We start from the raw sequence: 25,714 nt of genomic DNA, 5'->3' as shown, positions 1-25,714 counted from the left end.
GCTGTCGCGCCGCCGATCGCCTTCCCTGCTTCCCGAATGCCGCCGATGACTTTTTCCGCCGCGCTCTTCGACATGGACGGCCTGCTCGTCGATTCCGAGCGGACCATCATGAACACGTGGATCGACGTGTCGAATGCGCACGGCGTCACGCTGACCACCACCGACTACCTGCAGATCGTCGGCCGCTCGTTCGCCGAAGGCCAGATCATCCTGGCGCGCCTGATCGGCCACCCCGATACGTTCGACGCAGTGCGCACCCGTGTGCGCGAGCAACTCGCGGCACCCGAACCGCATCCGAAGTTTCCGCTGAAGTCCGGCGCGTTCGCGCTGCTCGACGCGCTCGCGCAGGCCGGCATTCCGTGCGCGGTCGCGTCGTCGTCCGCGTGCGACGTGATCCGCGCGCGGCTCGACGCGGTCGGCGTGCTGCCGTACTTCCGCGCGATTGCGGGCGGCGACGAAGTCGCGCGCGGCAAGCCCGACCCGGCCGTCTACCGGCTCGCGGCCGAGCGCCTCGGCGTGCCGGCACACGCGTGCGTCGCATTCGAGGACAGCGACTTCGGCGCGCAGTCGGCCGCCGGCGCGGGCGCATCGGTCGTCACCGTGCCCGACCTGAAGGCGCCGACACCCGAAATCGTCGCGCTGAGCCTCCACGTGCTCGCCTCGCTCGACGATGCGGTCGCGCTCGTGCCGTCGTGGTTCGGCGGGCGCGACACGCAACGGCCGGCATAGATCGCCTGCCGCCCCATGCAAAAACGGGCACCTTGGGTGCCCGTTTTGCCGTATCGCCGTACAACCGGCTTCGCGATTGCGCTTACTCGTTGCCGGCCGTCTCCGACAGCCGCTTCATCGTCGCAATGCGCGCGCCGATCAGGTCGACGCGGCCGTCCTCGCCGACGAGCGGCGCCGTCGCATCGCGGAACCCGACCCACGCGCGCTGCGCGCGGACGAGCGTCGCGGCCGAATGCGCGGGCATCTTGCGGCGCAGCTTCTGGTAATAGCGGTTCAGGTCGAACAGCGCGTGCTCGCACGCGGCGTCCTGTTCGCACGGCCGCACGCGGCGCACGGCCGGATCGCGCGGCGCGTTCGCCGGCTTGCCGTTCGGCTTGGCCGCGCTCGGGGGATTCATTGCGCCGCCCTGCGCGCCGCTCGCGGCCGCGACCGGCACGGCGGCAGGCGGAGGCGCATAGCGATCGGCGGCACCGCGCAGCGCCAGCGCGCGATCGCGCACGGGCTGCAGTTGCAGGTCGGCCCTCGACATCGCGTACGACGTGCCGCGCGTCGTGTCGTACACCGCCTTCAGCAGATGCGCTTCGTCCTTGCGCCACGTGAGCCAGTGACGCTGGCTGTCCTGCCAGCCGCGCTTCGCGTCGGCCGGCGCATCCTTCAACAGGCGCTGATACGCGCCGTCCATCACGGCCTGCCACTGCTGCTGCGCTTCGCCCATGCACTGGATCTGGCCGGCCGGCGAGGACCGGTCGCGCCGCGCGAGGCATTGCCGCATCGCGACGTCGATCGGGTCGGCCGCCGCGACTTCCGCGTGTGCGACACCCGCGCCCGCCAGCCCGGCCGCCCCTGCCGCCCAGACGACGAGCGCGGCCAGCGCCGCGCGCATCGCCTGGATTCGTCCGTGCGTCGCCATCAGTCGCGCACGCAGTCGACGAAGTACTCGACGCGGCCGTTCACCTCTTCCGCGACGAGACCGTGGATGTCGGTGTGGAAGCCCGGGAAGCGTTCGTTGAAGTCGCGCGCGAACCGCAGGTAGTTCACGATCGTCTTGTTGAAGCGCTCGCCCGGGATCAGCAGCGGGATGCCCGGCGGGTACGGCGTGAGCAGGATGCTCGTCACGCGGCCTTCGAGCTCGTCGAGCGGCACGCGGTCGATCTTGCGGTGCGCGAGCTTCGCGAACGCGTCCGACGGCTTCATCGCCGGCTCCATGTCCGACAGGTACATCTCCGTCGTCAGGCGGGCGATGTCGTTCGCGCGGTACACGTCGTGGATCTGCGTGCACAGGTCGCGCAGGCCGACACGCTCGTAGCGCGGATGCTGCGCGACGAATTCCGGCAGCACGCGCCACAGCGGCTGGTTGTTGTCGTAGTCGTCCTTGAACTGCTGCAGCTCGGTCACCATCGAGTTCCAGCGGCCCTTCGTGATGCCGATCGTGAACATGATGAAGAACGAATACAGGCCGGTCTTCTCGACGATGATCCCGTGCTCGGCCAGGTATTTCGTGACGATCGCGGCCGGAATGCCGGTTTCGCCGAACTCGCCGTCGACGTCGAGCCCCGGCGTGATGATCGTCGCCTTGATCGGGTCGAGCATGTTGAAGCCTTCCGCGAGCGGGCCGAAGCCGTGCCAGTGGTCGTTCGGCTTCAGCATCCAGTCTTCGCGCGAACCGATGCCTTCTTCGGACAGGTTGTCCGGGCCCCACACGCTGAAGAACCAGTCGTCGCCGTATTCGGCGTCGACCTTGCGCATCGCGCGGCGGAAGTCGATCGCTTCCGCGATCGATTCCTCGACGAGCGCGGTGCCGCCCGGCGGCTCCATCATCGCGGCCGCGACGTCGCACGATGCGATGATCGCGTACTGCGGGCTCGTCGACGTGTGCATCAGGTACGCCTCGTTGAAGCGGTGCTTGTCGAACGTGCGGTTCTCCGAATCCTGCACGACGATCTGCGACGCCTGCGAGATGCCCGCGAGCAGCTTGTGCGTCGAGTGCGTCGCGAACACGAGGGCGCCGGTGCGCGGACGGCCGTCGCCGATCGCGTGCATGTCGCGGTAGAAATCGTGGAACGTCGCATGCGGCAGCCACGCTTCGTCGAAGTGCAGCGTGTCGAGCAGGTCGCCGAGCAGGTCCTTGATCATCTCGACGTTGTAGACGACGCCGTCGTACGTGCTCTGCGTGATCGTCAGGATCCGCGGCTTCATGTCGGGGTTCTCGCGCAGCGCCTCGCGCGCGAACGGGTTCGCCTCGATCTTCTTGCGGATGTTCTCCGGCTTGAATTCGTCGCGCGGGATCGGCCCGATGATGCCGAAATGGTTGCGCGTCGGCGTGAGGAACACCGGAATCGCGCCCGTCATCGTGATCGCGTGCAGGATCGACTTGTGGCAGTTGCGGTCGACCAGCACGATGTCGCCGGGCGCGACCGTCGCGTGCCAGACAATCTTGTTCGACGTCGACGTGCCGTTGGTCACGAAGAACAGGTGGTCCGCGCTGAAGATGCGCGCCGCGTTGCGCTCGGACGCCGCGACCGGGCCCGTGTGGTCGAGCAGTTGGCCGAGTTCGTCCACCGCGTTGCAGACGTCCGCGCGCAGCATGTTCTCGCCGAAGAACTGGTGGAACATCTGGCCGAGCGGATTCTTCAGGAAGGCGACGCCGCCCGAGTGGCCCGGGCAGTGCCACGAGTACGAGCCTTCGTCCGCGTACTTGACGAGTTCCTTGAAGAACGGCGGCGCGAGCGAGTCGAGATAGACCTTCGCCTCGCGGATGATGTGGCGCGCGACGAACTCCGGCGTGTCCTCGAACATGTGGATGAAGCCGTGCAGTTCGCGCAGGATGTCGTTCGGCAGGTGGCGCGACGTGCGCGTCTCGCCGTACAGGAAGATCGGGATGTCCGCGTTGCGGCGGCGCACTTCGGTGACGAACGCGCGCAGTTCGATGATCGCGGTCGCCAGCTCGGGCAGTTCGCCGTCCGGGCCGGTTTCGCCGAGCATGAGTTCGTCGTCGTCGATCGACAGGATGAAGCACGACGCGCGGCTCGACTGCTGCGCGAACGACGTCAGATCGCCGTAGCTCGTGAGACCGAGGACTTCGACGCCCTCCTTCTCGATCGCTTCGGCCAACGCCCGGATGCCGGAGCCCGAGATGTTCTCGGAGCGGAAATCTTCGTCGATGATGACGACGGGGAAACGAAACTTCATGGGCGATTCTCCAAAAAGAACGACCGCGGCGCGTCACGCGCAGCGGTCACCCGGAAACTGGTGAGACGTTATGCAACCAGATCAGGTTTTCGGCAGCGTGACACCACGCTGCCCCTGATACTTGCCGCCGCGATCGGCGTACGACACGTCGCACACTTCGTCGCTCTCGAAGAAGAGCACCTGCGCGACGCCTTCGTTCGCGTAGATCTTCGCGGGCAACGGCGTGGTGTTCGAGAATTCCAGCGTGACGTAGCCTTCCCATTCGGGTTCGAACGGCGTCACGTTGACGATGATCCCGCAGCGCGCATAGGTCGACTTGCCGAGGCAGACCGTCAGCACGGTGCGCGGGATGCGGAAATATTCGACGGTGCGGGCCAGCGCGAACGAGTTCGGCGGAATGATGCACACGTCGCCCTTGAAATCGACAAACGAACCCTCGTCGAAGTTCTTCGGATCGACGATCGTCGAATTGATGTTCGTGAAGATCTTGAATTCGTCCGCGCAGCGGATGTCGTAGCCGTAGCTCGACGTGCCGTAGCTGACGATCCGGCGGCCGTCCTCGGACGCACGAACCTGATCGGGCACGAACGGCTCGATCATCTTGTGCTCTTCGGCCATGCGCCGAATCCATTTGTCGGACTTGATGCTCATGCCAGCCTCCGCCGGGCCGTCCCAAGAAGGCTGACCGCCCCCTCGAGGGGCAGCGAACAAAGTGAGCGTGGGGGTCGATTCATATCGGGGCGCCAGGAAACGCTGCGTGACGGAAAACGGAGGCCGCCATTCGGGACGGCGGCCGGGGAAAGGCCGACATTTTACGCGATCATCGGCCCGCGCACGCGGCGGCCGTCAACGGATCACGCCGCAGGCAAGCGCGGGCCCCGCGCCATGCTGCGCAAACGCGGGATCGCTCGGGTCGCGGTGCACCAGCGCCGCGCGGTTCATCGCCGAGCGCACGCCGTCGAGGGCCAGATCGGGCGCGACGATGAAGCCGGCCGCGACGCCGTTCGCGTCCGCGTGGATGTTGCCGAGATCGCCGGCGACGCGAGCGCCCGCGCGCAGCCGGTCGGCCGCCGGCGCGAACACCTGGCCGGCGCTCGAGCCGTCGCCCGCGTTGCAGTCGCCGCGTTCGTGTACCTGTAAAGCGTGATCGCTGTTCGGCGGCAGCCCGGCCAGGTTGTAGGTAACCTGCACGCCGTCCGGACGCTCGACGAACGTCACCGCGCCGCGCGCCTGCGAGCCGACCGTCGGCTGCAGTTGTGCGTCGGCCCGTTTTTCGTGCGACGAGGAAAAGGAGGTGCAGCCGGCCAGCAGGCCCAGCGCGGCGGCGGCCAGCAGCGCGCACCGCACGCGGCCGGCGCGCACGCCGTGATGTCGTTGTTTCATTCGATCCTCATGCCGGCTGGCAGCCGTTTGACACGACGGCCGCGCCGGGCAGGTAAAGGGACCCGGGAAAAGTCGCCATGATACCGCGCCTCGCGGCGCCGTAAACAGCGTGAGGCCCCGCCCCGCAAGGGTTTTACGTATTTTGAACAACGATCGACGGGAACTTCGACGTCATGTCGCGCGATCGCTCGGCAATCGCCAGCGCGACCCCGCGTGCGATGTCGCGGTAGCGACGCGCCAGCGCGCCTTCGGAATCGGCCACGACCGTCGGCGTGCCGCTGTCGGCCCGCTCGCGGATCGCGATGTCGAGCGGCAGGCTGCCGAGCACGTTCACGCCATAGTCCTTCGCCATCCGCTCGGCCCCGCCGGCGCCGAAGATGTGCTCCTCGTGGCCGCAGTTCGAACAGATATGGATGCTCATGTTCTCGACGATGCCGAGGATCGGAATCCCGACCTTCTCGAACATCTTCAGGCCCTTTTTCGCGTCGAGCAGCGCGATGTCCTGCGGCGTCGTGACGATCACCGCGCCCGTGACAGGCACGCGCTGCGCGAGCGTGAGCTGGATGTCGCCCGTGCCGGGCGGCATGTCGACGATCAGGTAGTCGAGCTCGCGCCAGTTGGTCTGGCGCAGCAACTGTTCGAGCGCGGAGGTCGCCATCGGGCCGCGCCACACCATCGGGTTGTCTTCCTCGATCAGAAAGCCGATCGAGTTTGCCTGCAGCCCGTGGCCGACGAGCGGGTTCATCGACTGGTTGTCGGGCGACTCGGGACGCTGGCCGTGGATACCGAGCATCGTCGGCAGCGACGGGCCGTAGATGTCGGCGTCGAGAATGCCGACCGACGCGCCTTCCGCGGCGAGCGCGAGCGCGAGGTTGACGGCCGTCGTGCTCTTGCCGACGCCGCCCTTGCCCGACGCGACCGCCACGATGTTCTTCACGTTCGGCAGCAGCTTCACGCCACGCTGCACCGTGTGCGCGACGATCTCCTGCGACACCGCGACGCGCGCGTCGCGCACGCCGGCCACGGCCTGGAGCGCTGCGGCGATGCGAGCGCGCACGTCGTCGTGCTGGCTGCGCGCGGGATAACCGAGCACCACGTCGAGCGCCACGACATCGCCGTCGATCGCGACGTTGCGCACGCCCTTGTTCGCCGCATACGGTCGGCCGGTATTGGGGTCGACGACGGCCGCCAAAGCGGCGTCGACTTGTGCCCAGTCAATGCTCATCGAAACTCCGTGAAAACGTTTTTCTCGCGCGCAAACGTCAAGAAATATCAAATTACGCTGCGAAAATCGGGAAAAGTGAAAGAATCTGTTGCACGCCATTGCGCGAACGCGCGACCCGGCGCACTCTTCGCGTGCGGCATGCTATGGGGCCAAATCGGCCGCTTACCGCCTATATTGTAGAGGCTGACGCGTCGCCCTGTCCCAACAGCCACGCTGACGGACAGGGCATGCGGCCACCTCGGCGGCTGCCGCGGGCGCAGGCCTGCCCTCCTTTTTTGGGCAGCCCGCGCAGGGAGCCGTAACTGTTGTTGTCGTTGTCGACTCGTTCAACCAAGAGAGGAATCCAAGATGAACATGAAAATCGCGACCCGCTTGTCCGTCTTCGCATTGGCCGGCGCACTGCTGGCAGGCTGCGCCACGCAGCAGGGCAACAACACGGCCGTCGGTACCGGCACGGGTGCGGCGCTGGGCGCAGGCATCGGCGCGCTGGCGGGCGGCGGCAAGGGCGCGGCGATCGGCGCAGGCGTCGGCGCGCTGGTCGGTGGCGTGACGGGTTACAACTGGCAAGCGATCAAGAACAAGCTCGCGCCGTCGGCAGCGCAAACGGGTACGCAAGTGACCGAGCAGCCGGACGGCTCGCTGAAGCTGAACGTGCCGAGCTCGGTGACGTTCGCGACGAACCAGTACGCGATCACGCCGGCCTTCACGCCGCTGCTGAACGACCTGGCGACGACGCTGAACCAGAACCCGCAAGTGACGGCATCGATCGTCGGCTACACGGACAGCACGGGCTCGGCGCAGCTGAACCAGACGCTGTCGCAGAACCGCGCGCAAAGCGTCGTGAACGCACTGGCGCAGCGCGGCGTGAACGGCGGCCGCCTGTCGGCGCAAGGCATGGGCGCATCGAACCCGATCGCGGACAACGCGACCGAAGCTGGCCGCGCACAGAACCGCCGCGTCGAAATCTACCTGCGCGCAGCGCAGGCGCATTAAACGCACGACGAGGGGAACGCGCGGGCTCGCCGCCCGCGCAGCCCCGCCGGACAAGGCTTCCGGCGGAGCCGGTAACCAATCGAAAAAATTTTCGAACTTCTGTCGCGGGCCGTGGTCAGTATTTATGGTACGCGGCTGGTGTTGCCGGCGCGTCACCATTCTCCTCTTGTCGTTGTTGCTCCGGGGCCGTATCCGCCCCGGTTTTTTTTGCCTGCAGAAATCGTGCTGCGATGCAGCACAACACCGTCGGGCCTACCGCTTGCGTAGCCCGTCCGTTTCGGCGCCCGGTCAAGGGCGCCTGCCCGCGTCGCTGGCGCGCGCCCCTGCTAGAATCGCAGTTTCCCGTCGTTTTACCGCTGTCCCTCTACAGACCCTATGTCCGCATCCGACCTCACTCCCGTGCAGGCTGCGGCGCCGCAAGGCCGCCGCCAGATCCTCGTTACGTCCGCACTGCCCTATGCCAACGGGCAGATCCACATCGGCCACCTGGTCGAGTACATCCAGACCGACATCTGGGTGCGGACGCTGCGAATGCATGGCCATGAGGTCTACTACATCGGCGCCGACGACACGCACGGCACGCCGATCATGCTGCGCGCGGAGAAGGAAGGCCTGAGCCCGAAGCAGCTGATCGATCGCGTGTGGAACGAGCACAAGCGCGATTTCGACAGCTTCGGCGTGTCGTTCGACAATTTCTACTCGACCGATTCGGACGAGAACCGCGTGCTGAGCGAGAAGATCTACGTCGCGCTGAAGGACGCCGGCTTCATCGCCGAGCGCGAGATCGAGCAGGCATACGATCCCGTCAAGGAAATGTTCCTGCCGGATCGCTTCATCAAGGGCGAGTGCCCGAAGTGCCACGCGAAGGACCAGTACGGCGACAGCTGCGAAGTGTGCGGCTCGACCTACCTGCCCACCGAACTGCTGAACCCGTATTCGGTCGTGTCGGGCGCGACGCCGGTGCGCAAGACGTCGAAGCACTACTTCTTCCGTCTGTCCGATCCGCGCTGCGAAACGTTCCTCCGCGAATGGGTGAGCGGCCTCGCGCAGCCCGAAGCGACCAACAAGATGCGCGAGTGGCTCGGCGACGCCGGCGAGGCCAAGCTCGCCGACTGGGACATCTCGCGTGACGCGCCGTACTTCGGCTTCGAGATCCCGGGCGCGCCCGGCAAGTATTTCTACGTGTGGCTCGACGCGCCGGTCGGCTATTACGCGAGCTTCAAGAACCTGTGCGACCGCAACGGCATCGACTTCGATGCGTGGGTCCGCCCGGGCTCGACCACCGAGCAGTATCACTTCATCGGCAAGGACATCCTGTACTTCCACACGCTGTTCTGGCCCGCGATGCTCGAGTTCTCGGGCCACCGCACGCCGACCAACGTGTTCGCGCACGGGTTCCTGACGGTCGACGGCGCGAAGATGTCGAAGTCGCGCGGCACGTTCATCACCGCGCAGAGCTACATCGACACCGGCATGAACCCGGAATGGCTGCGCTACTACTTCGCCGCGAAGCTGAACGCGACGATGGAAGACATCGACCTGAACCTCGACGACTTCCAGGCGCGCGTGAACAGCGACCTCGTCGGCAAGTACGTGAACATCGCGAGCCGCGCGGCAGGCTTCCTGATCAAGCGCTTCGACGGCCGCGTGCAGGACAGCGCGATGAACCACCCGCTCGTCGCGAAGCTGCGCGAGGCAATCCCGCAGATCGCCGCGCACTACGAAGCGCGCGAGTACGGCCGCGCGCTGCGCCACACGATGGAGCTCGCGGACGAAGTGAATGCGTACGTCGACGGCGCGAAGCCGTGGGATCTCGCAAAGGATCCGGCCAACGCGGTCGCGCTGCACGAAACCTGCAGCGTGAGCCTCGAGTCCTTCCGCCTGCTGTCGCTCGCGCTGAAGCCGGTGATGCCGCGCGTCGCCGTTGCCGTCGAATCGTTCTTCGGGATCGCGCCGCTCGCATGGGCCGATGCCGCGAAGCCGCTGTCGTCGGAACAGCCGATCAAGGCGTACCAGCACCTGATGACGCGCGTCGACCCGAAGCAGATCGAAGCGCTGCTCGCCGCGAACCGCGATTCGCTGCAGGCCGAAGCCACCGGCGCGGCTGTCGCGAGCGCGAACGCCGCGAAGGATGCGAAGAACAACGCGAAGGCGAAGGCGGACGCGAAGCAGGCGGTCGTGAACGGCGCGGACGATGCCCCCATCTCGATCGACGATTTCGCGAAGATCGACCTGCGCATCGCGAAGATCGTCGCGTGCCAGGCCGTCGAAGGCTCGGACAAGCTGCTGCAGCTCACGCTCGACGTCGGCGAGGAAAAGACCCGCAACGTGTTCTCGGGCATCAAGTCCGCATACCAGCCCGAGCAACTCGTCGGCAAGCTGACCGTGATGGTCGCGAACCTCGCGCCGCGCAAGATGAAGTTCGGCCTGTCCGAAGGGATGGTGCTTGCCGCGTCGGCAACCGACGAGAAGGCCGAGCCGGGGCTCTACATCCTCGAGCCGCACAGCGGCGCGAAGCCCGGCATGCGCGTGAAGTAAGCCGAACGCGCGGCTGCTCGCGCGAAAAAAAGCCCCGCACGTCGTGCGGGGCTTTTTTCATGGCTGCTCGGCACGCCGCTCGCGGGCGCCGTCACTGCCGAACCACCGGTCGAAACGCCGCGTGTAGTTCAGGTCGACGCCCTGGAACGTGCCGCCGTACGCGGACACCGACCAGAAGCGCGTCAGGTTGATCGTCGCCTTGAATGCGTTGCTCGCCGATTGCAGGCCCTGCTCGAAGCCGAGCACGAACCGCTCGTTGATCGCCTTCGACACCAGCACGACCTGCGGGTCGGTCAGGCCGACTTCGCTGCGGCCGACCGAGACCTCGTCGAGACCGAAGGTCTGCGCAACGCGCTTGCCGGTCACGCTGCCGAGCAGCCCGAGCGCCGCCGTCATCGCACCCTGCTGGCCGACGTTGTTGCCCTGGTCGGTGCCGTGCCCGAACAGCAGCCACGACAGCTTTTCGTTGTCCGTGACGTTCGGCTCCGACACGAGCTTGACCGTCAGCGACTGGATCGTGCCCGTTACCTGCACGCCGGCCTCGACCTCCTGGTTGCGCCGCATCGCGAGGATGTTGACGCCCGGGTTCGACACGGGGCCGTTGAACGTGAAGAAGCCGTTCTCGATCGCGAGCTTGCGGCCGAACGACGTATACGTCGACCCTTCGGTCACGCGCACGTTGCCGACCGCGCGCAGCGGCGCGCCCGGCGCGCTCATCACGGTGATCGTGCCGCGCAGCCCGAGATCCGCGCCATGGCCCTTGAAGCGGAAGTTGTTGCCGAGGCCGATGTCGATGTTCGCGCGCGGCGCGAGCGACGGCGCCGGCTTGCCCTCGGCCGGCTTCGGCTTCGCGACCGCGGTGCCGGTCGGCGTCTCGCCGCGCACCGTACCGTCCGGCCCCACGATCACCACATCGTCCGACAGGTGCGGCGCCGATTCCTCGGGCAGGTCGAACAACGCGCGGTCGACGACGAACTTGCCGTCGATCGACAGCGCGCCGCGCGGCCCGTCGTTCGCGACCGTTGCCTTGCCCGACAGCGACAGCTTGCGATCCGGCGCCGCGAACAGTTCGAGCTTGTCCGCGACGATGCTCGCCGTCAGGTCGGGCGCCTCGCCATCGAGGCGCACGCGGCCGAGCGCGCGCAGCGTACCGTCGCCGCCGTGAAATTCAACCTGCTGGAATTCGACGAGGTTCTCCGATAGCTTGATGCGTACGATACCGTCCTTCAACTGCACGCCCTGGTCGATGAGCGTCGCGGACAGGTCGTCGCCCGTCAGCATCCCCGACAGGTTAGGCTTCGCCGGCGTGCCCGCGACCGTCAGCTTCAGCGCCGCGCGCCCGCCGAGCAGATAGCTCGGCCCGAACAGGTTGCCGGTCGTCTTCAGCGCCGGGATATCGGCGTCGATGCGGCCCGACAGCGGGCCGTCGTCGACCACGCCGAACATGCCATCGCGCAGCGCGAACGGCACGGTGACGTTCGCGTCGAGCGTGCCGATCCGGTTCGCCTTCGCGAGCGCCGTCACGTTGAGCCGGTTGCCGGGCGTGAAGCTCGCCCGCGCGGACAGGTCGGTCAGCCCCAGCGATGCGATGCCGCGCCCGCTCTCGATCGTCACGTCGCCGCCGCGACGCTTCACCTGCACATAGCCCGTCGAGTTCGCGCCGACCGAGAAATCCCAGTCGGCGTCGAGCACGACGTCGGTCCGCACCGGCGGCCGCTGGCCCGTCAGCTCCTGGCGGACCTCGAGAAAACGCGCGATCGACGCGCCGCTCACCGAGCCCGCCGAGCGCATCTGGCCGTGATCGAACACGAACGATTTCAGGTCGATCGCCGCGCCCTCGAGCGTGAGCCGCGTCGCGCCGAGCGTCACGCGGCCGGCGCCTGCCGATACGGTCAGCGGCGACTGAAGCGCGATGGCCGGCGTGCCGCGGTTCGCAAGACGCGTGACGGTGCCGTCCCAACGCATCCCGTCGCGGTTCTCGACCACGCCGCCGTTCGCCGCGAGCGTCACGTCGATCACGCGGCCACCGGCCGTCCCGAGCGCCGACGCGTCGAGCGTGTGCTTTGCGCGCGTGCCGTCGAGATTCGCGCGCAGCGATTTCAGCTTCAGCGAGCCGAGCGCGATGTCGGACGCGTCGGCCGTCAACACGAGCGCGCCGTGCGCGCCGTCGCGGATGTCCGCGCGGCCCTGCGCCGCGCCGATCCGGTTCGAGCCGACGACCACGTGCTCGGCCTTGTAGGTGGCCGTCACGTTCGGGTGCGCGAAGCTGCCGGTCAGGTCGCCCTGCGCCTGCACGAGCCCTTCCACGCCGAAGCCGAGCCGGTCGAGTTGCGGCGCGTCGACGACGAAGCGAAGCCGGTCGCCCGGCGCGCCGAAGCTGCCGCGCAAGTCGACATGGTTGCCCGCGATCGACAGGTTCGCGTTGCTCGGCAGAATGCGCGAGCCGGCGAGCTGCACGACGCCGGCGCCGGTCAGCGGCACGCCGTCGTACAGGCTGTCGCCGAGCTTGAAGGTCGCCTTCGTCGACACCTGCGGCGCGAACGCGCCCGATGCGGTCAGCGTGCCCGACACGCGCGTCTCGCCGCGCTGGGCCGGCGCCTTCGCGACCTTGGCGGGCGCCTTGCCGCCACCCGCCTTCGGCGCACCCATCGCGGCGAGCAGCAGCGGATCGAATGCGGTCAGCGTCGCCTTCGCGTCGTAGCTCGAATGCGCATCGTGGCGGAACACGCCCGTCAGGTCGATCCGGCCCTTGCCCGCCGTCACGCGCGCGTCGGTCAGCACGGTCTGCTGCGGCGTCAGCGCAACCTTCGCGCGGGCGCCGAGCGCGAGCTTCGCGTCGTTCAGGTTGAAGTCGACCGTCGTCACGTCGCCCGCGAGCGTCACGCCGAGCGGGCCGGCGAGGCGCATCGGCCGCAGCTCGGCGACGAAGGCATTCAGGTCGAGGTTCGCGACCTTCAGGTCGAAGCGGCCCTTGCCGCCCGTCAGCGTGCCGTTGCCCGTCACGCTGCCGTCGCGGATCAGCTTCAGCGCGAGCGCGTCGATCCGCTGCGCGTGCGCGTCGAGATGCACGTTCGCGTGCGCGTCGATCACCGGCAGCAGGTGATCGCCGAGCGTGCCGGGTTTCGCGTTGACGATCGACACCGGGCCCGTCACCGCGAAACCCTTCGCGGGCTCGGCCCCGGCCGGCGCGGTCACGGGCGCGAGTTCCGCGCGCACCGCGAGATCGGCGGCCGGTGCGCCGGGCGCGAGCGCCTGCGGGTTCACGTGATCGAACGCGAGCGACGCGCGCGTGAGCGGCACCGCGCCGAGCGGTGCGGCCTCGACGTGCGCGCGCCCGTTCAGCTTCATCCCGCTTGCGTCGACGTCGGCGACGAGCGCCTCGAGCGAGCCCGACACGCGAGCGCGCGCGTCAACCGGCTCGTCGGACAGCTTGCCCGCATACGTGGCTTCCCCCGTCAGCGCGAACGGCTTCACGCCATCGAGCTTCGCGCGTGCGGTCAGCGCGCCGTACGGCGTATCGACGCCGTCGAGCACGAGTTCATGGTGACGGCCGTCACTGCGGCCGTTCAGCGCGATATGGTCGAGCTGCGTCGTCGAGCCGCCGTCGTGGATCGCAAGGTGATCGACGCGCAGGTCGTCGATGCGCAGCTGCAGCGGCAGGCTCAGGTCCTGCGGCGTCGCGCTTGGCGTCGACGGCCCCGGCGGGATTCGCACGTCGATCGTGCCGGCGCGAAGATAGGCGATGGACAGCCGCCACGGCGCCCGGGTCAGCGCCCAGCGGCCGTCGAGCCGGTCGATGCGGATTTCGGTGCCGGTGCCGTCGGGGCTCGTCCATGCGAACCCGCGCAACCGCACGCCGGTCGCGAGCGAGCCGCCGTCGAGCGTGCCCGCGAGCCGCGCGCCGAGCACCCGCTCGGCCACCTGCCACGCGAGCCGCGTGCCGTGCTCGGTGGTCACCGCGGCCAGCACGAGCCCGAGCGCCAGCACGACGAGCAGCGCGACCGTCACAAGCGCCCACGCGGCGACCCGCCCGATGCGCGCGAAGGGCCCGCGGCGCGGCGCGCGCGGCGGCGCGTCGGGCGCGCCGTCGGGCGCGTCCGGATCGTGAGGCGGCGGCGTGTCGTTCGGGTCCTTCGTCATGCGGTTCGTCGTCGGTGAAGCGGTATGGTCAGAAAGCGATGCCGAGCGTCAGGTACGGGCGCACGCTATGGTTGCGCAACCCGTACGCGACATCGACGTTGATCGGGCCGACGGGGCTGCGCCAGCGCGCGCCGATGCCGACACCCGGGTAGAACACCTTCTCGCCCCACGCATCGGTGGCGGTGCCGATGTCGAAGAACGTCGCGGCGCCCCAGTCGCGGTTGAACCAGTGCTGGTATTCGGCGGTGCCCGTCATCAGGTACTTGGTCGGCAGCACGGAGCCGTCGACGCTGTTGCCGATGCTCTGGTAGCCGTAGCCGCGCACCGAGTTCGAGCCGCCCGCGCGGAACAGCAGCGACGCCGGCACGCCGGACGAGCTGCCGCTCGTGAACACGCCGCCGAGTTCCGCGCGGAACACGAACAGGTCGCGCTTGCCGATCGGCAGGTACTGCTGGCCGCGCGCGTAGCCGCGGATGAAGGTCTGGTCGGTCAGCACGCCCTTGACCGCGAAGCCGGCCTCGGCGTGGATCAGGTTGCCCGAGCGCGGGAACAGCGGATCGTCGACGTTGCGGCGCGTCCACGCCCATTGCGGCACGAGCGCGCGGCTCGTGGTCGGCCCGGCGCCGTTCTGGTCGAGCCGGTCCTGGTAGTACATCAGCGAATACGAATAGTCGATGAACTGGCCGGTGCGCGTGCGCTGCGCGCCGATCCGCGCGCTGTAGATGCGCGTGTCCGACACGTTGGTGTTCGTGTACGACGCGAGCACGCTGTTGGTCCAGCCCTTCTCGCCCGGCGGCATCGACAGCTGGACCTGCCCGTATTGCTGGATCTGGTCGAGCCGGCCCGACACGGTCAGCGGCCATGCGGCGCCGAACGTGTCGAGATACGTATAGGAGCCCTGCACGTGCGGCCCGGTATCGGTGGCAAAGCCGACGCCGCCGCGGATGTTGTTGTACGGGAACTCGCTGACCTTCACGTGCACGGGCGTGAGCTCGGGCTTCGACGTATCATCGCCGACGTCGATCGCGACGCTCGCGTAATACGGCGTGTTCTGCAACTGCCGCTGCAGTTCGGTGATGCGCTGCACGTCGTAGATCTCGCCTTCCGACAGCGGATTGACGTTCGTGACGATCTTTTCCGGATAGCGCCGCACGCCGTCGACGTCGACCTTGCCGATCGTGAACGTCGGGCCGCTGTCGAACGTGACCGCGAGCGTCGCGCGCTGCGTGCGCGGGTCGATGCGCGCCTCCGACGACACGATCTTCCCGCCGAGATAGCGGCGCGACTGCAGTTGCTTGAGCGCGGCCCCCTTCGCGCCGTCCCAGTCGGACTGCGTGAACGGATCGCCCGGCTTCAGCGAGAACGCGAAACGCGTCGCCGCTTCCTGCTTCGGATCCTCGGTGTCGATGGGCCCCTTGAACGTCAGGTCGACACTCGACACGATCGTCTGCTTCCCCGGATCGACCGCGATGCGCACGTCGCGCTTGCCGTCGCGCGTGCGCACGTCGGTGCGCACGACCGGCGAGAAATAGCCGGCCGTCGCGGTCAGGTCGCGCACCTGCTGCGGCGTGGCGGTGACGAGGAAGTCGAACTGGTCGTCGCTGATGTCGTCGCGCTTCGCGAAACGCGCGATATCGAGATGCGACTTGAGCAGCTTGCGAATCGAGCGCGGCGCGTCGATGTCGACGTCGTACTTCGCGTGGGCCGGCAGCGCGAAGCACGCGGCAAGGCAACCCGCGAGGGCCACCCGCGCGGCGCCGGCGCGATTGCGTTCCACGCGCGGGCCCGCGTCATGTGCCGCATGTGCTTGCTGGTTCGACTGCCCCGCCAAATATCACCCCGCCCTCGGTTATCACGGTTTTGTGGAAAACCCTGTATTTGACCACAGGGTGCTGGCACCAAAGCTTAATGTTTGTAAACCGCTTCGCAAGCGAGCGCGCGTGGCCGCGGCATCATGCGTGACGGTGCGCTTCCCGGTGCCGGCTGCATGCCAGCCCGCGGATTCGACGCGCGATTGACGCCGGCCGTTCCCGCGATGCGGTAAAATCCCGCCATCGTGAATCCGGCGCATCGTGCGCCGCCCGAAACGGAAAACCCAGCCATGCCGTACCAGTCCGATGTCACGCAGTTCCTGAACCAGCTCAAGCAGCAGAAGCCGACGCTCGAGGAAGAGCAGCGCAAGGGCCGTTCCCTGCTGTGGGACAAGCAGCCGATCGACCTCGAAGAGCGCGCCGAGCAGCAGGATTCGCGCGTGAAGCAGACGTCGTACGTCTACTACCAGAACTTCTGACGACGTGAGCGCGGCAGACGAGGCCAACGCCGCCCGGCAGGACGACGCGATCGCCGCGCCCGCGGGCGCCGATTCGACGCCCGACACGGTCGACGGTGTCGCGGCGTTCGCTCGCCTGTACGGCGAGCCGCTCTTCAAGCTGCCACAGGATCTCTACATCCCGCCCGATGCGCTCGAGATTTTCCTCGAGACCTTCGAAGGCCCGCTCGACCTGCTGCTCTACCTGATCCGCAAGCAGAACTTCAACGTGCTCGACATCCCGATGGCGCAGGTCACCGCGCAATATCTGGGCTACGTCGACCAGATCCGCACGTCGAACCTCGAACTCGCGGCCGAGTACCTGCTGATGGCCGCGATGCTGATCGAGATCAAGTCGCGGATGCTGCTGCCGGTCAAGAAGGCCGACACCGGCGAGGAAGCCGAGGATCCGCGCGCCGAACTCGTGCGCCGCCTGCTCGAATACGAGCAGATGAAGCTCGCCGCGCAGCGGCTCGACCAGTTGCCGCAGCTCGGCCGCGACTTCCTGCGCGCCGAGGTCTACATCGAGCAGAGCGTCACGCCGCGCTTCCCCGACGTGAATTCGGACGACCTGCGCGCCGCATGGGCCGACGTGCTCAAGCGCGCGAAGCTCGTCCAGCACCACAAGATCTCCCGCGAGGAGCTGTCGGTGCGCGAACACATGAGCCTGATCCTGCGCCGGCTGCAGAACGCGCGCTTCATGGAGTTCGCCGAGCTGTTCGACACGTCGCGCGGCGTGCCGGTCGTCGTCGTGAATTTCATCGCGATGCTCGAACTCGCGCGCGAGTCGCTCCTCGAGATCACGCAGGCCGAACCGTTCGCGCCGATCTACGTGCGTCTCGCGTACCTGCCCGCGTAACCCCCGCGCCCGGCCTTTCCGTTCTCCCGAGCCATCCCGGCACCCTCGCCGCCTCAGCGCAGCCCGGCACGGCCGTGCGAGCCGTTACCGGCACGCCCGATTAAAAAGTGAACGATCGTTCTTTTTCCGATGCGTTTGGCGGCCAAATCCTCTACAATCCGCCGACGCCCGATGCGCCGCCCGCGCGCCGGCGTTCTCCGCTTCGACCCCGACGCCGCTGCTGCGGCGCCAACGCGCGCCAGCGCGAGGAACCCGCTACCCGATCATGAAAGTCATCAGCTCGATCCATGAACTGCGCGACCAGCTGCGCGGACAGAACCGCACGGCGTTCGTGCCGACGATGGGCAACCTGCACGAAGGGCACCTGTCGCTGATGCGCCTCGCGCGCCAGCACGGCGACCCGGTCGTGGCGAGCATCTTCGTCAACCGGCTGCAATTCGGCCCGAACGAGGATTTCGACAAGTATCCGCGCACGCTCCAGGACGATATCGAGAAGCTGCAGAAGGAAAACGTCTACGTGCTGTTCGCGCCGACCGAGCGCGACATGTACCCGGAGCCGCAGGAATACCGCGTGCTGCCGCCGGACGATCTCGGCGGGATCCTCGAAGGGGAATTCCGGCCCGGCTTCTTCACCGGCGTGTGCACGGTCGTGACGAAGCTGATGGCCTGCGTGCAGCCGCGCGTCGCCGTGTTCGGCAAGAAGGACTACCAGCAGTTGATGATCGTGCGCCGCATGTGCCAGCAGCTCGCGCTGCCGGTCGACGTCATCGCCGCCGAAACCGTGCGCGACGAGGACGGCCTCGCGCTGTCGTCGCGCAATCGCTACCTGTCGGCCGACGAGCGCAACGAAGCGCCCGAACTCGCGAAGACGCTGCAGCGCATCCGCGAGAGCGTGCTCGGCGGCGAACGCGACCTCGGCAAGCTCGAGGAAATGGCCCGCACGCATCTGGCCGGCCGCGGCTGGGCGCCCGACTACATCTCGATCCGCCGCCGCGCGAACCTGATCGCGCCGAGCGCGGCCGAGCTAGAAGCCGGCGAACCGCTCGTCGTCGTCGCCGCCGCGAAGCTCGGCGCGACGCGCCTCATCGACAACCTGGAAATCTGACGGGCCGCCCCGCCCGCGCCTCTCACGACGCATCACGGAGACACCATGCAGCGCCACATGCTCAAATCGAAGATCCATCGCGCGGCCGTCACGCACTGCGAGCTGCACTACGAAGGCTCGTGCGCGATCGACGAAGACCTGCTCGACGCATCGGGCATCATCGAAAACGAACGGATCGACATCTGGAACATCAACAACGGCGAGCGCTTCTCGACGTACGCGATCAAGGGTGAGCGCGGCAGCGGGATGATCTCGCTGAACGGCTCGGCCGCGCGTCGCGCGCAACTCGGCGACCTCGTGATCATCGCGGCGTTCGCGATGGTCGACGAAGCCGAGCTGCAGGCCGGATGGAAGCCGAAGCTCGTGTTCATTGACGACGGCAACAAGATCAAGGGCCACCGCGATCACGTGCCGACGCAGAACTGGACCTGACCTGAACGGCCACCCGCGCGGCCTGGCGCGCGGGAGCAGCCGCGCCGCTTGTGGTCGAAGGGCCGGATTCCGTACGCCACGGAACCCGGCCCTTTCTCGTTTCATCGTGCGCCGGTCCGGCGGCCGCGCGATCAGGACGCCTTGGCGGCCTTCTCCGTCTTCTCTGCCTTGGGCGCCCGGCGTTCGGCCCATTCGACGATCGGCCGCCACTGTTCGAGATCCTTCTCGACCCGGCTCTTCGCGACGTCCCACAGCGTGAGGCCGTGCGCGGCGATCTGCACGTAGTTCTGCGTGTCGCGCACGTAGCCGAGCACCGGCAGGCCGAGCCCCTCGACGAACCGGTGAAGCTGGTCGGACGAGCGCGTGCGTGCGTCGACCCGCATCCCGACGATCCCGACCTCGACGCTGCCCTTGCGCACGGCCTTCTCGCCGGCGAGGCGCTCCAGAAACTGCTGCGTGGCCAGGATATCGAACAGCGACGGCTGCAGCGGCACGATCACCTTGTCCGCCAGTTGCAGCGCGACGTTGAGCCGGTTGCCGTGCAGGCCGGCCGGCGTGTCGATCACGGCATATTCGAGGCCGCGCGGCGGCTTCGTCGGCGCGTCCGGATCAAGCTCCCATGCCTCGATCGCCGGCAATCCGGCCGGACGCAGGTCGAGCCACGCATGCGCGGACTGCTGCCGGTCCAGGTCGGCGAGCGCGACCCATGCGCCCTGCGCCGCGAAATAGCCGGCAAGATTGGTGGACAGCGTGCTCTTTCCCACGCCGCCCTTCGGATTCGCCACCACGATCACCGTCATGAATTCCCCCGAAAGAGCCGCGCGGCGCCGGCCGCATGGCAGGCGCCGCTCGATTGCGGATACAGGGAGCGATGATATCGGCAAACAGGGGGTCACCGGAACGGGTTGCGCCGCGCCGTGTCGGCTTACCTTCTCCTTACACACGCCGAACCGCGGCCTCCCGTGCGCCGAGCGCGAACGCGCCGCCACCCAGCAGCGCTTGCACGGCGAGCGTGACGGCCCAGAATGCCGGATACTCCCAGCCGCCGTTCGGCGACGCGAAGCTCCAGCCGTTCGGCAGATGCGCGGCGGTCGCGCCGAGCATGAACGGCAGCAGCACGAGCGCGGCGACGCGCACGCGCAAGCCCGCGAGCAGCGCAAGGCCTCCCGCCAGTTCGACGAACGTCGTCAGGTACGCGAGCCAGCCCGGCAGGCCGATCGACGCAAAGAACTGGGCGGTGCCGGGCAGCGTGAAGACGAACACCTTCTGCGCGACGTGCGCGAGGTACAGCACGCCGAGCGTGACGCGCAGCAGGGTCGCGGCAAATTCGTTGAGGCGATTGGGGTTCATGGCGAATTCCTTCGTGAGTGGTGTGAATGGATCGCACTCTATTCGAATCGATTCGACCGATAAACACGCCAATCTGCTTTAACTGATTCCCATATGGAACGAATCAGGTCATAAAAAAGGGCATGACCGATCATGCCCCGGTGCGAACCTCAGTAACCGCTTTTGCCTTGTGACGAATCGGCGCCGGACGGGCTGCCGCCCGCGCCGTACGAATCGCACGCTTGCGCATAAGCCGACGCGCCCAGCAGCGCCGCCAGCAGCACGCTCCACCACCACCGAACCTTCATCGCCGCACTCCTCCGGACGAACCACCGCCCACCTGTGTTGTACGCGATCCGGCGGAAAATGCGAGGCCTGTTGCATCCGGCCCCGGCCCGCGCGTCAGCGGAATTCCGCGTACAGCGCGTCGAGGTCGAGATGCTCGGCGAACGTATCGGCAAGCCGCTCGAGCGATGCCTCGCGCAGCGCCGGATAGTCGATGCGTTCCGCACCGTCGAGCCCGGCCCACGCAAGCAGCGCCGTGCAGGCGTCCGGCGAGTCGAACAGCCCGTGCACGTAGGTCGCGAGGATCTGGCCATCGCCGGAAACCGCGCCGTCGGGGCGCGTGCCGTCCTGCGCGGCGTCGGCCGCCAGCGCCAGCGCGGGCGACTCGAGCGCAGGCCCGTGCGTATCGCCCATGTGGATCTCGTAACCACGCACGGCAGCCCCGCCCGGCAGCGCGAGACGCCCCGTCACGTTCTTCAGCGTCTTGTCGGGCTGCAGCGTCGTGCCGAAATCGAGCAACCCGAGCCCCGGCACGCTGCCGGGCGCACCTTCGAGGCCGAACGGATCGTCGAGCGCGCGGCCGAGCATCTGCATCCCGCCGCAGATGCCGATCACCTTGCCGCCGTAGCGCAGGTGGCGACGGATCAGCGTGTCCCAGCCCGCGTCGCGCAACCATGCGAGATCGCGCTGCACGCTCTTCGAACCGGGCAGGATCAGCAGGTCCGCGTCCGGCACGGGGCCGCTCTTCCAGTACGTGAATTCGACCTGCGGATGCGCACGCAGCGGATCGAAATCGGTGTGGTTGCTGATGCGCGGCAGCGCCGGCACGACGACGCGCAGCACGCCGGCGTCGCCCCGTGCGGCTGCGCTACGCGCCTGAGCGGGCAGCATGTCCTCGGCGTCGAGCAGCAGCCCGTGCAGGTACGGCAGCACACCGAACACGGGCTTGCCCGTTTGCGCGCGCAGCCAGTCGAGCCCCGGTTCGAGCAGCTTGATATCGCCGCGGAAGCGGTTGATCACGAAGCCGCGCACGCGCGCACGCTCGCTGTCCGACAGGCACGCGAGCGTGCCGACCAGGTGCGCGAACACGCCGCCGCGGTCGATATCGGCGACGAGCACGACCGGGCAGTCGACACGTTCGGCAAACCCCATGTTCGCGATGTCGCCATCGCGCAGGTTGATCTCCGCCGGGCTGCCCGCGCCCTCGACGATCACCGTGTCGTAGCCGGCACGCAGGCGCGCGTACGACTCGAGCACGGCATCGAACGCGACCGGCTTGTAGTCGTGGTAAGCGCGTGCGTCGAGATTCATGCGCGCCTTGCCGTGAATGATCACCTGCGCGCCGCGGTCGCTCGTCGGCTTCAGCAGCACGGGGTTGAAATCCGTATGCGGCGCGACGCCCGCGGCCAGTGCCTGCAGCGCCTGCGCGCGGCCGATCTCGCCGCCGTCGGCCGTCACCGCGCTGTTGAGCGCCATGTTCTGCGGCTTGAACGGCGCAACGCGCGCGCCGGCGCGGCGTGCCAGCCGGCACAGGCCGGCAACCAGCGTGCTCTTGCCCGCGTCGGACGTCGTGCCCTGGATCATCAGCGCGCCGCGCGGCCGCGGCTCGGGTGCATTCATCGTATAAAGGTCGTCGCGAGGCAAAGGCCGCATTATCCCCCGCGCCGGTATGCCCGCGCCGTTACAATCACGCGATGATTCCGCACGACCTCACCTTCGTCCTCGGCGGCGCGCGCTCGGGCAAGAGCGCGTATGCCGAGCGGCTCGCCGCCGACAGCGGCCGCCCCGTCGCCTACATTGCGACCGCAACTGCCGCCGATGCCGAATTCGCCGAGCGCATCGCGCACCATCGCGCGCGCCGGCCGGCCGACTGGGGTTTCGCCGACGCGCCCGTCGATCTCGCCGGCACGCTCGCGCGGCTCGACGATCCGCACGCGTGCCTGCTCGTCGACTGCCTGACGCTGTGGCTCACGAACCTGCTGTGCCCGGCCGACGGCGAACCGCTCGACGATGCGCAGTACGCGGCGCAGGTCGACCGGCTCGAGCATGCGTTGCGCAGCGCGCACGCCAAGGTGATCGTCGTGAGCAACGAGATCGGGCTCGGCGTCGTGCCGCTCGGGTCGGTCACGCGCCGCTACGTCGACGAGCTCGGCCGCCTGAACCAGCGCGTCGCCGCGCTTGCGACGCGCGTGACGCTGCTCGTCGCCGGGCTGCCGCTCGACCTCAAGACGGGAGCGCCGTCATGCTGATGCTGTCGCTGCCCGTCGTCGCGATGTTCGCGGTCGCGGCCGCGATCATCGACCGCGCGATCGGCGAACCGGCCGGCTGGCATCCGCTCGTCGCGTTCGGCCGCCTCGCCGCGCGCATCGAAGGCGCGCTGAACACGGGCCGGCGCGGCCGCGTGGTCGGGGTCGCCGCGTGGATCGCGGCGGTCGTGCCGCCGGTCGCCATCGCGGCATGGCTCACGGCCGTGCTGCCGTGGCCGCTTGCGGCCGCGCTGCACATCGCGCTACTGTGGTTCGCCCTCGGCGCGAAAAGCCTCACGGACCACGTCGCGCCGATCGCGGCTGCGTTGCTGCGGCATGACCTCGGCGCCGCCCGCGCGCTGACCGCGCGCATCGTGTCGCGCGACACGAGCGATGCGGACGAAGGCGCGCTGTCGCGTGCGGCCGTCGAATCGGCGCTCGAGAACGGCAACGACGCGATCTTCGGCGCGCTGTTCTGGTTCGTCGTCGCAGGCGGCCCCGGCGCGCTGCTGTTCCGGCTCGCGAATACGCTCGACGCAATGTGGGGCTACCGCACGCCGCGCTTCCTAACCTTCGGCTGGGCCGCCGCGCGCCTCGACGACGCGCTGAACTGGCTTCCCGCGCGCCTCACGGCCGCGAGCTACGCGCTGCTCGGCGACACGGCCGCCGCATGGCGCTGCTGGCGCACGCAGGCGCGCCACTGGGACAGCCCGAACGCGGGCCCGGTGATGGCTGCCGGCGCCGGCAGCCTGAACGTGCAGCTCGGCGGCCCCGCCGTCTATCACGGCGAGATCGAGGACCGTCCCGCGCTCGGCACCGGCGCAACGGCAACCGCCATTCACATCGTCGCCGCGCTGTCGCTCGTCACGCGCACACTTGCCCTGTGGCTCGCGCTGCTGGTGGCGAGCGGCGCACTCGCCATGGCCATCCATCATGTCTGACACCCGCATCGCGCACGGCGGCAACCTGCATGAAGCCGCGCGCCGCCACGGCATTCCGTACGACACGTGGCTCGACCTGTCGACCGGCATCAATCCGGCCGGCTATCCGGTCCCGCCCGTCCCGGCCGACGCGTGGCGCCGGCTGCCCGACGACGGCGACGGCCTCGCGGCCTGCGCCGCGCAGTACTACCACGCACCCGATCCCGCACACGTGCTGCCGGTTGCCGGCAGCCAGGCCGCGATCCGCGCGTTGCCCGCGTTGCTGCCGACCGGCGACGCCGGCGTCGCGCCGCTCGCGTACGGCGAATACGCGCCTGCCTTCACGCGCCACGGCCATCGCGTCGTCGCGCTCGATATCGATGCGGATACGCTGCCTGCGACGCTGCGCCACGTCATCGTCGGGAATCCGAACAACCCGACTGCCGAGTTCGTGCCGGCCGAGCGCCTGCTCGATTGGCACGCGCAACTGGCGTCACGCGGCGGCACGCTGATCGTCGACGAGGCATTCGCCGATACGGGCACGACGCGCTCGCTCGCGCCGCACGTCGATCGTCCCGGGCTCATCGTGCTGCGTTCGGTCGGCAAGTTCTTCGGGCTCGCCGGCATCCGCGCGGGCTTCGTGCTCGCGCGCCCAGACCGGATCGTCGCGCTGCGCGACATGCTCGGCGCATGGACGGTCGGCGGCCCCGCCCGCCACGCGGTCGCCGCGGCGTTCGCCGATCGCACCTGGCAGGCCGCCGCCCGCGAACGGCTCGCGGCCGACGGCGAGCGGCTGGCCGGCTTGCTGCGCGCGCACGGCTTCGCGGTTCGCGCGACGCCGCTCTTCAGCTGGACCGACGACCCGCGCGCCGCGGCGCTGCATGCGGCACTCGCGGCACGCGGGGTCTGGACGCGGCACTTCCCGACACCGTCGAGCGTACGCGTCGGTCTGCCGGGGAGCGAAGCGGAATGGCAGCGCCTCGGCGACGCGCTCGCGCACTGCGTGCCGACGCTGCAACGGGAATCCACATGAATCCGTCCATGTTTCGCCGGCTCGCGCCAGTCGCGTTACTGGCCGCGCTCGCTGACGCGCCACTCGTCCACGCCGATGTCACGGCACGCGACGACGCCGGCAATGCCGTCACGTTGCCCGCGCCCGCGCAGCGCGTGATCAGTCTTGCACCGCACGCGACCGAGCTGGTCTACGCGGCCGGCGGCGGCGCGAAGCTCGTCGGCACCGTCACGTACAGCGACTATCCGCCCGCCGCGCAAGCGATACCGCGCGTCGGCGACAACAAGGCGCTCGACCTCGAGCGGATCGCCGCGCTGAAGCCCGACCTGATCGTCGTCTGGCGGCACGGCAACGCCGAGCGGCAGACCGACGCGCTGCGTGCGCTGCACATCCCGCTGTTCTTCAGCGAACCGAAGCATCTCGATGACGTATCGTCGTCGCTGCGCCGGCTCGGCACGCTGCTCGGCACGCAACCGGCTGCCGATGCGGCCGCGGCCGCCTATACACGCGACATCGCGGCGCTGCGCGCGCGTTATGCCGCGCGCACGCCGGTCACGATGTTCTTCCAGGTCTGGGATCGGCCGCTGATGACGCTCAACGGGGCGCACCTGATCAACGACGTGATCGAGCTGTGCGGCGGCCGCAACGTATTCGCGTCGCTCAAGCCGCTCGTGCCGACCGTCACCGACGAGGCTGTGCTCGCGGCGAATCCGGAGGCGATCGTGACGACCGGCGTGGGGGCATCGCGGACGGACGAACCGCTGCCGAGCCTGGCGCGCTGGCGCATGTGGCCCGCCCTGACGGCCGTGGCACGCAACAACCTGTTCGCGATCGACGGCGATCTGCTGACGCGGCCGTCGCCGCGGATCGCGCTGGGCGCGGCTGCGCTGTGCGAGGATCTCGATACCGCGCGTGCGCGGCGGCCGCACTGATTGCCGGCGACTTGCGCGTTCGTCGCGCGTCAGATGTCTGAGACGAATTGACCGCGCGCTGCGTCGTTCGCACGCGGTTGCCAGCGCAC

Annotated in this window: 22 protein-coding genes; 11 read left to right on the top strand and 11 right to left on the bottom strand. The window is 68.5% G+C overall.

The window, feature by feature from the left end:
* Positions 1–45 precede the first annotated feature (45 nt).
* Positions 46–729, top strand: coding sequence for an HAD family phosphatase (locus HWX36_RS04295; RefSeq protein ID WP_175951019.1), 684 nt, complete (start codon positions 46–48; stop codon positions 727–729).
* Between the two features lie 82 nt (positions 730–811).
* On the opposite strand, the gene HWX36_RS04290 is transcribed toward HWX36_RS04295, so the two are convergent.
* The 5 genes from HWX36_RS04290 to apbC all read right to left on the bottom strand — a co-directional run bounded on the left by HWX36_RS04290 (position 812) and on the right by apbC (position 6,526).
* Positions 812–1,639 carry a lysozyme inhibitor LprI family protein gene (locus HWX36_RS04290; RefSeq protein WP_175951018.1) on the bottom strand — a complete coding sequence of 276 codons (828 nt, stop codon included), beginning with the start codon at positions 1,637–1,639 and terminating at the stop codon, positions 812–814.
* Positions 1,639–3,918: an arginine/lysine/ornithine decarboxylase gene (locus HWX36_RS04285; RefSeq protein WP_006497175.1), complete on the bottom strand. Its 2,280-nt coding sequence runs from the start codon at positions 3,916–3,918 to the stop codon at positions 1,639–1,641. The genes HWX36_RS04290 and HWX36_RS04285 overlap by 1 nt, the downstream gene beginning before the upstream one ends.
* An 81-nt stretch (positions 3,919–3,999) precedes the next feature.
* Positions 4,000–4,569, bottom strand: coding sequence for a dCTP deaminase (gene dcd, locus HWX36_RS04280; protein WP_006398615.1), 570 nt, complete (start codon positions 4,567–4,569; stop codon positions 4,000–4,002).
* Between the two features lie 195 nt (positions 4,570–4,764).
* The gene (sodC, locus tag HWX36_RS04275; RefSeq protein ID WP_175951017.1) at positions 4,765–5,301 is read right to left on the bottom strand and encodes a superoxide dismutase [Cu-Zn]; all 537 of its coding nucleotides are present in this window, start codon (positions 5,299–5,301) and stop codon (positions 4,765–4,767) included.
* Positions 5,302–5,434: 133 nt separating this feature from the next.
* Positions 5,435–6,526, bottom strand: a complete 1,092-nt coding sequence (gene apbC / locus HWX36_RS04270) for an iron-sulfur cluster carrier protein ApbC (protein WP_175951016.1) — start codon at positions 6,524–6,526, stop codon at positions 5,435–5,437.
* A gap of 348 nt (positions 6,527–6,874) precedes the next feature.
* On the opposite strand from apbC, the gene HWX36_RS04265 reads away from it, so the two are divergent.
* Both HWX36_RS04265 and metG read left to right on the top strand, forming a co-directional pair.
* On the top strand, positions 6,875–7,519 hold the full coding sequence (locus HWX36_RS04265; protein WP_175951015.1) for an OmpA family protein: 645 nt from the start codon (positions 6,875–6,877) through the stop codon (positions 7,517–7,519).
* Positions 7,520–7,894: 375 nt separating this feature from the next.
* Positions 7,895–10,057 (top strand): methionine--tRNA ligase, encoded by a 2,163-nt coding sequence (metG, locus tag HWX36_RS04260; protein ID WP_175951014.1) that lies wholly within the window; start codon positions 7,895–7,897, stop codon positions 10,055–10,057.
* A 57-nt stretch (positions 10,058–10,114) separates the two neighbouring features.
* On the opposite strand, the gene HWX36_RS04255 is transcribed toward metG, so the two are convergent.
* Entirely contained in the window at positions 10,115–14,197 is a 4,083-nt protein-coding gene (locus tag HWX36_RS04255) for a translocation/assembly module TamB domain-containing protein (protein ID WP_175951013.1), read from the bottom strand.
* A gap of 28 nt (positions 14,198–14,225) precedes the next feature.
* Complete coding sequence (locus HWX36_RS04250; RefSeq protein WP_175951012.1) at positions 14,226–16,028, bottom strand: autotransporter assembly complex family protein; 1,803 nt, start codon at positions 16,026–16,028, stop codon at positions 14,226–14,228.
* Positions 16,029–16,298: 270 nt separating this feature from the next.
* Here HWX36_RS04250 and HWX36_RS04245 point away from each other — a divergent pair, with 270 nt between their 5' ends.
* From HWX36_RS04245 to panD, 4 genes are all read left to right on the top strand, one after another.
* Positions 16,299–16,487 (top strand): DUF3460 family protein, encoded by a 189-nt coding sequence (locus HWX36_RS04245; protein ID WP_174916416.1) that lies wholly within the window; start codon positions 16,299–16,301, stop codon positions 16,485–16,487.
* A 4-nt stretch (positions 16,488–16,491) separates the two neighbouring features.
* Entirely contained in the window at positions 16,492–17,364 is an 873-nt protein-coding gene (locus tag HWX36_RS04240; protein WP_175951011.1) for a ScpA family protein, read from the top strand.
* Between the two features lie 265 nt (positions 17,365–17,629).
* Positions 17,630–18,469, top strand: coding sequence for a pantoate--beta-alanine ligase (gene panC / locus HWX36_RS04235; RefSeq protein WP_175951010.1), 840 nt, complete (start codon positions 17,630–17,632; stop codon positions 18,467–18,469).
* A 45-nt stretch (positions 18,470–18,514) separates the two neighbouring features.
* Positions 18,515–18,901, top strand: coding sequence for an aspartate 1-decarboxylase (gene panD, locus HWX36_RS04230; RefSeq protein ID WP_069248606.1), 387 nt, complete (start codon positions 18,515–18,517; stop codon positions 18,899–18,901).
* A 131-nt stretch (positions 18,902–19,032) separates the two neighbouring features.
* Here the strand turns inward: panD and HWX36_RS04225 are convergent, their stop codons facing one another.
* The 4 genes from HWX36_RS04225 to HWX36_RS04210 form a co-directional block, all read right to left on the bottom strand.
* Complete coding sequence (locus tag HWX36_RS04225; RefSeq protein ID WP_166961133.1) at positions 19,033–19,701, bottom strand: ParA family protein; 669 nt, start codon at positions 19,699–19,701, stop codon at positions 19,033–19,035.
* A gap of 136 nt (positions 19,702–19,837) precedes the next feature.
* The gene (locus HWX36_RS04220; protein WP_175951009.1) at positions 19,838–20,251 is read right to left on the bottom strand and encodes a DoxX family protein; all 414 of its coding nucleotides are present in this window, start codon (positions 20,249–20,251) and stop codon (positions 19,838–19,840) included.
* Between the two features lie 149 nt (positions 20,252–20,400).
* The gene (locus tag HWX36_RS04215) at positions 20,401–20,538 is read right to left on the bottom strand and encodes a hypothetical protein (RefSeq protein ID WP_175951008.1); all 138 of its coding nucleotides are present in this window, start codon (positions 20,536–20,538) and stop codon (positions 20,401–20,403) included.
* Positions 20,539–20,632: 94 nt separating this feature from the next.
* On the bottom strand, positions 20,633–22,135 hold the full coding sequence (locus HWX36_RS04210; protein ID WP_175951007.1) for a cobyric acid synthase: 1,503 nt from the start codon (positions 22,133–22,135) through the stop codon (positions 20,633–20,635).
* A 74-nt stretch (positions 22,136–22,209) separates the two neighbouring features.
* Between HWX36_RS04210 and cobU the strand changes: the two genes are divergently transcribed.
* From cobU to HWX36_RS04190, 4 genes are read left to right on the top strand one after another with little or no spacing between them, the layout of a single operon-like run.
* A complete protein-coding gene (cobU, locus tag HWX36_RS04205) occupies positions 22,210–22,764 on the top strand; it encodes a bifunctional adenosylcobinamide kinase/adenosylcobinamide-phosphate guanylyltransferase (protein ID WP_175951006.1) in 555 nt (184 codons plus the stop codon).
* Complete coding sequence (gene cbiB / locus HWX36_RS04200; protein WP_175951005.1) at positions 22,758–23,702, top strand: adenosylcobinamide-phosphate synthase CbiB; 945 nt, start codon at positions 22,758–22,760, stop codon at positions 23,700–23,702. Before cobU ends, cbiB begins: the two co-directional genes overlap by 7 nt.
* Positions 23,695–24,714, top strand: coding sequence for a threonine-phosphate decarboxylase CobD (gene cobD, locus HWX36_RS04195; protein WP_175951004.1), 1,020 nt, complete (start codon positions 23,695–23,697; stop codon positions 24,712–24,714). The genes cbiB and cobD overlap by 8 nt, the downstream gene beginning before the upstream one ends.
* Complete coding sequence (locus HWX36_RS04190) at positions 24,711–25,625, top strand: cobalamin-binding protein (protein ID WP_175951003.1); 915 nt, start codon at positions 24,711–24,713, stop codon at positions 25,623–25,625. Before cobD ends, HWX36_RS04190 begins: the two co-directional genes overlap by 4 nt.
* The last annotated feature ends 89 nt before the right edge of the window (positions 25,626–25,714 follow it).

Source organism: Burkholderia sp. BCC0405, assembly GCF_902833075.1.
Lineage (GTDB): Bacteria > Pseudomonadota > Gammaproteobacteria > Burkholderiales > Burkholderiaceae > Burkholderia.
The sequence above is the reverse complement of the archived record's forward strand: the minus strand, read 5'-3'. Positions and strand labels throughout refer to the sequence as shown.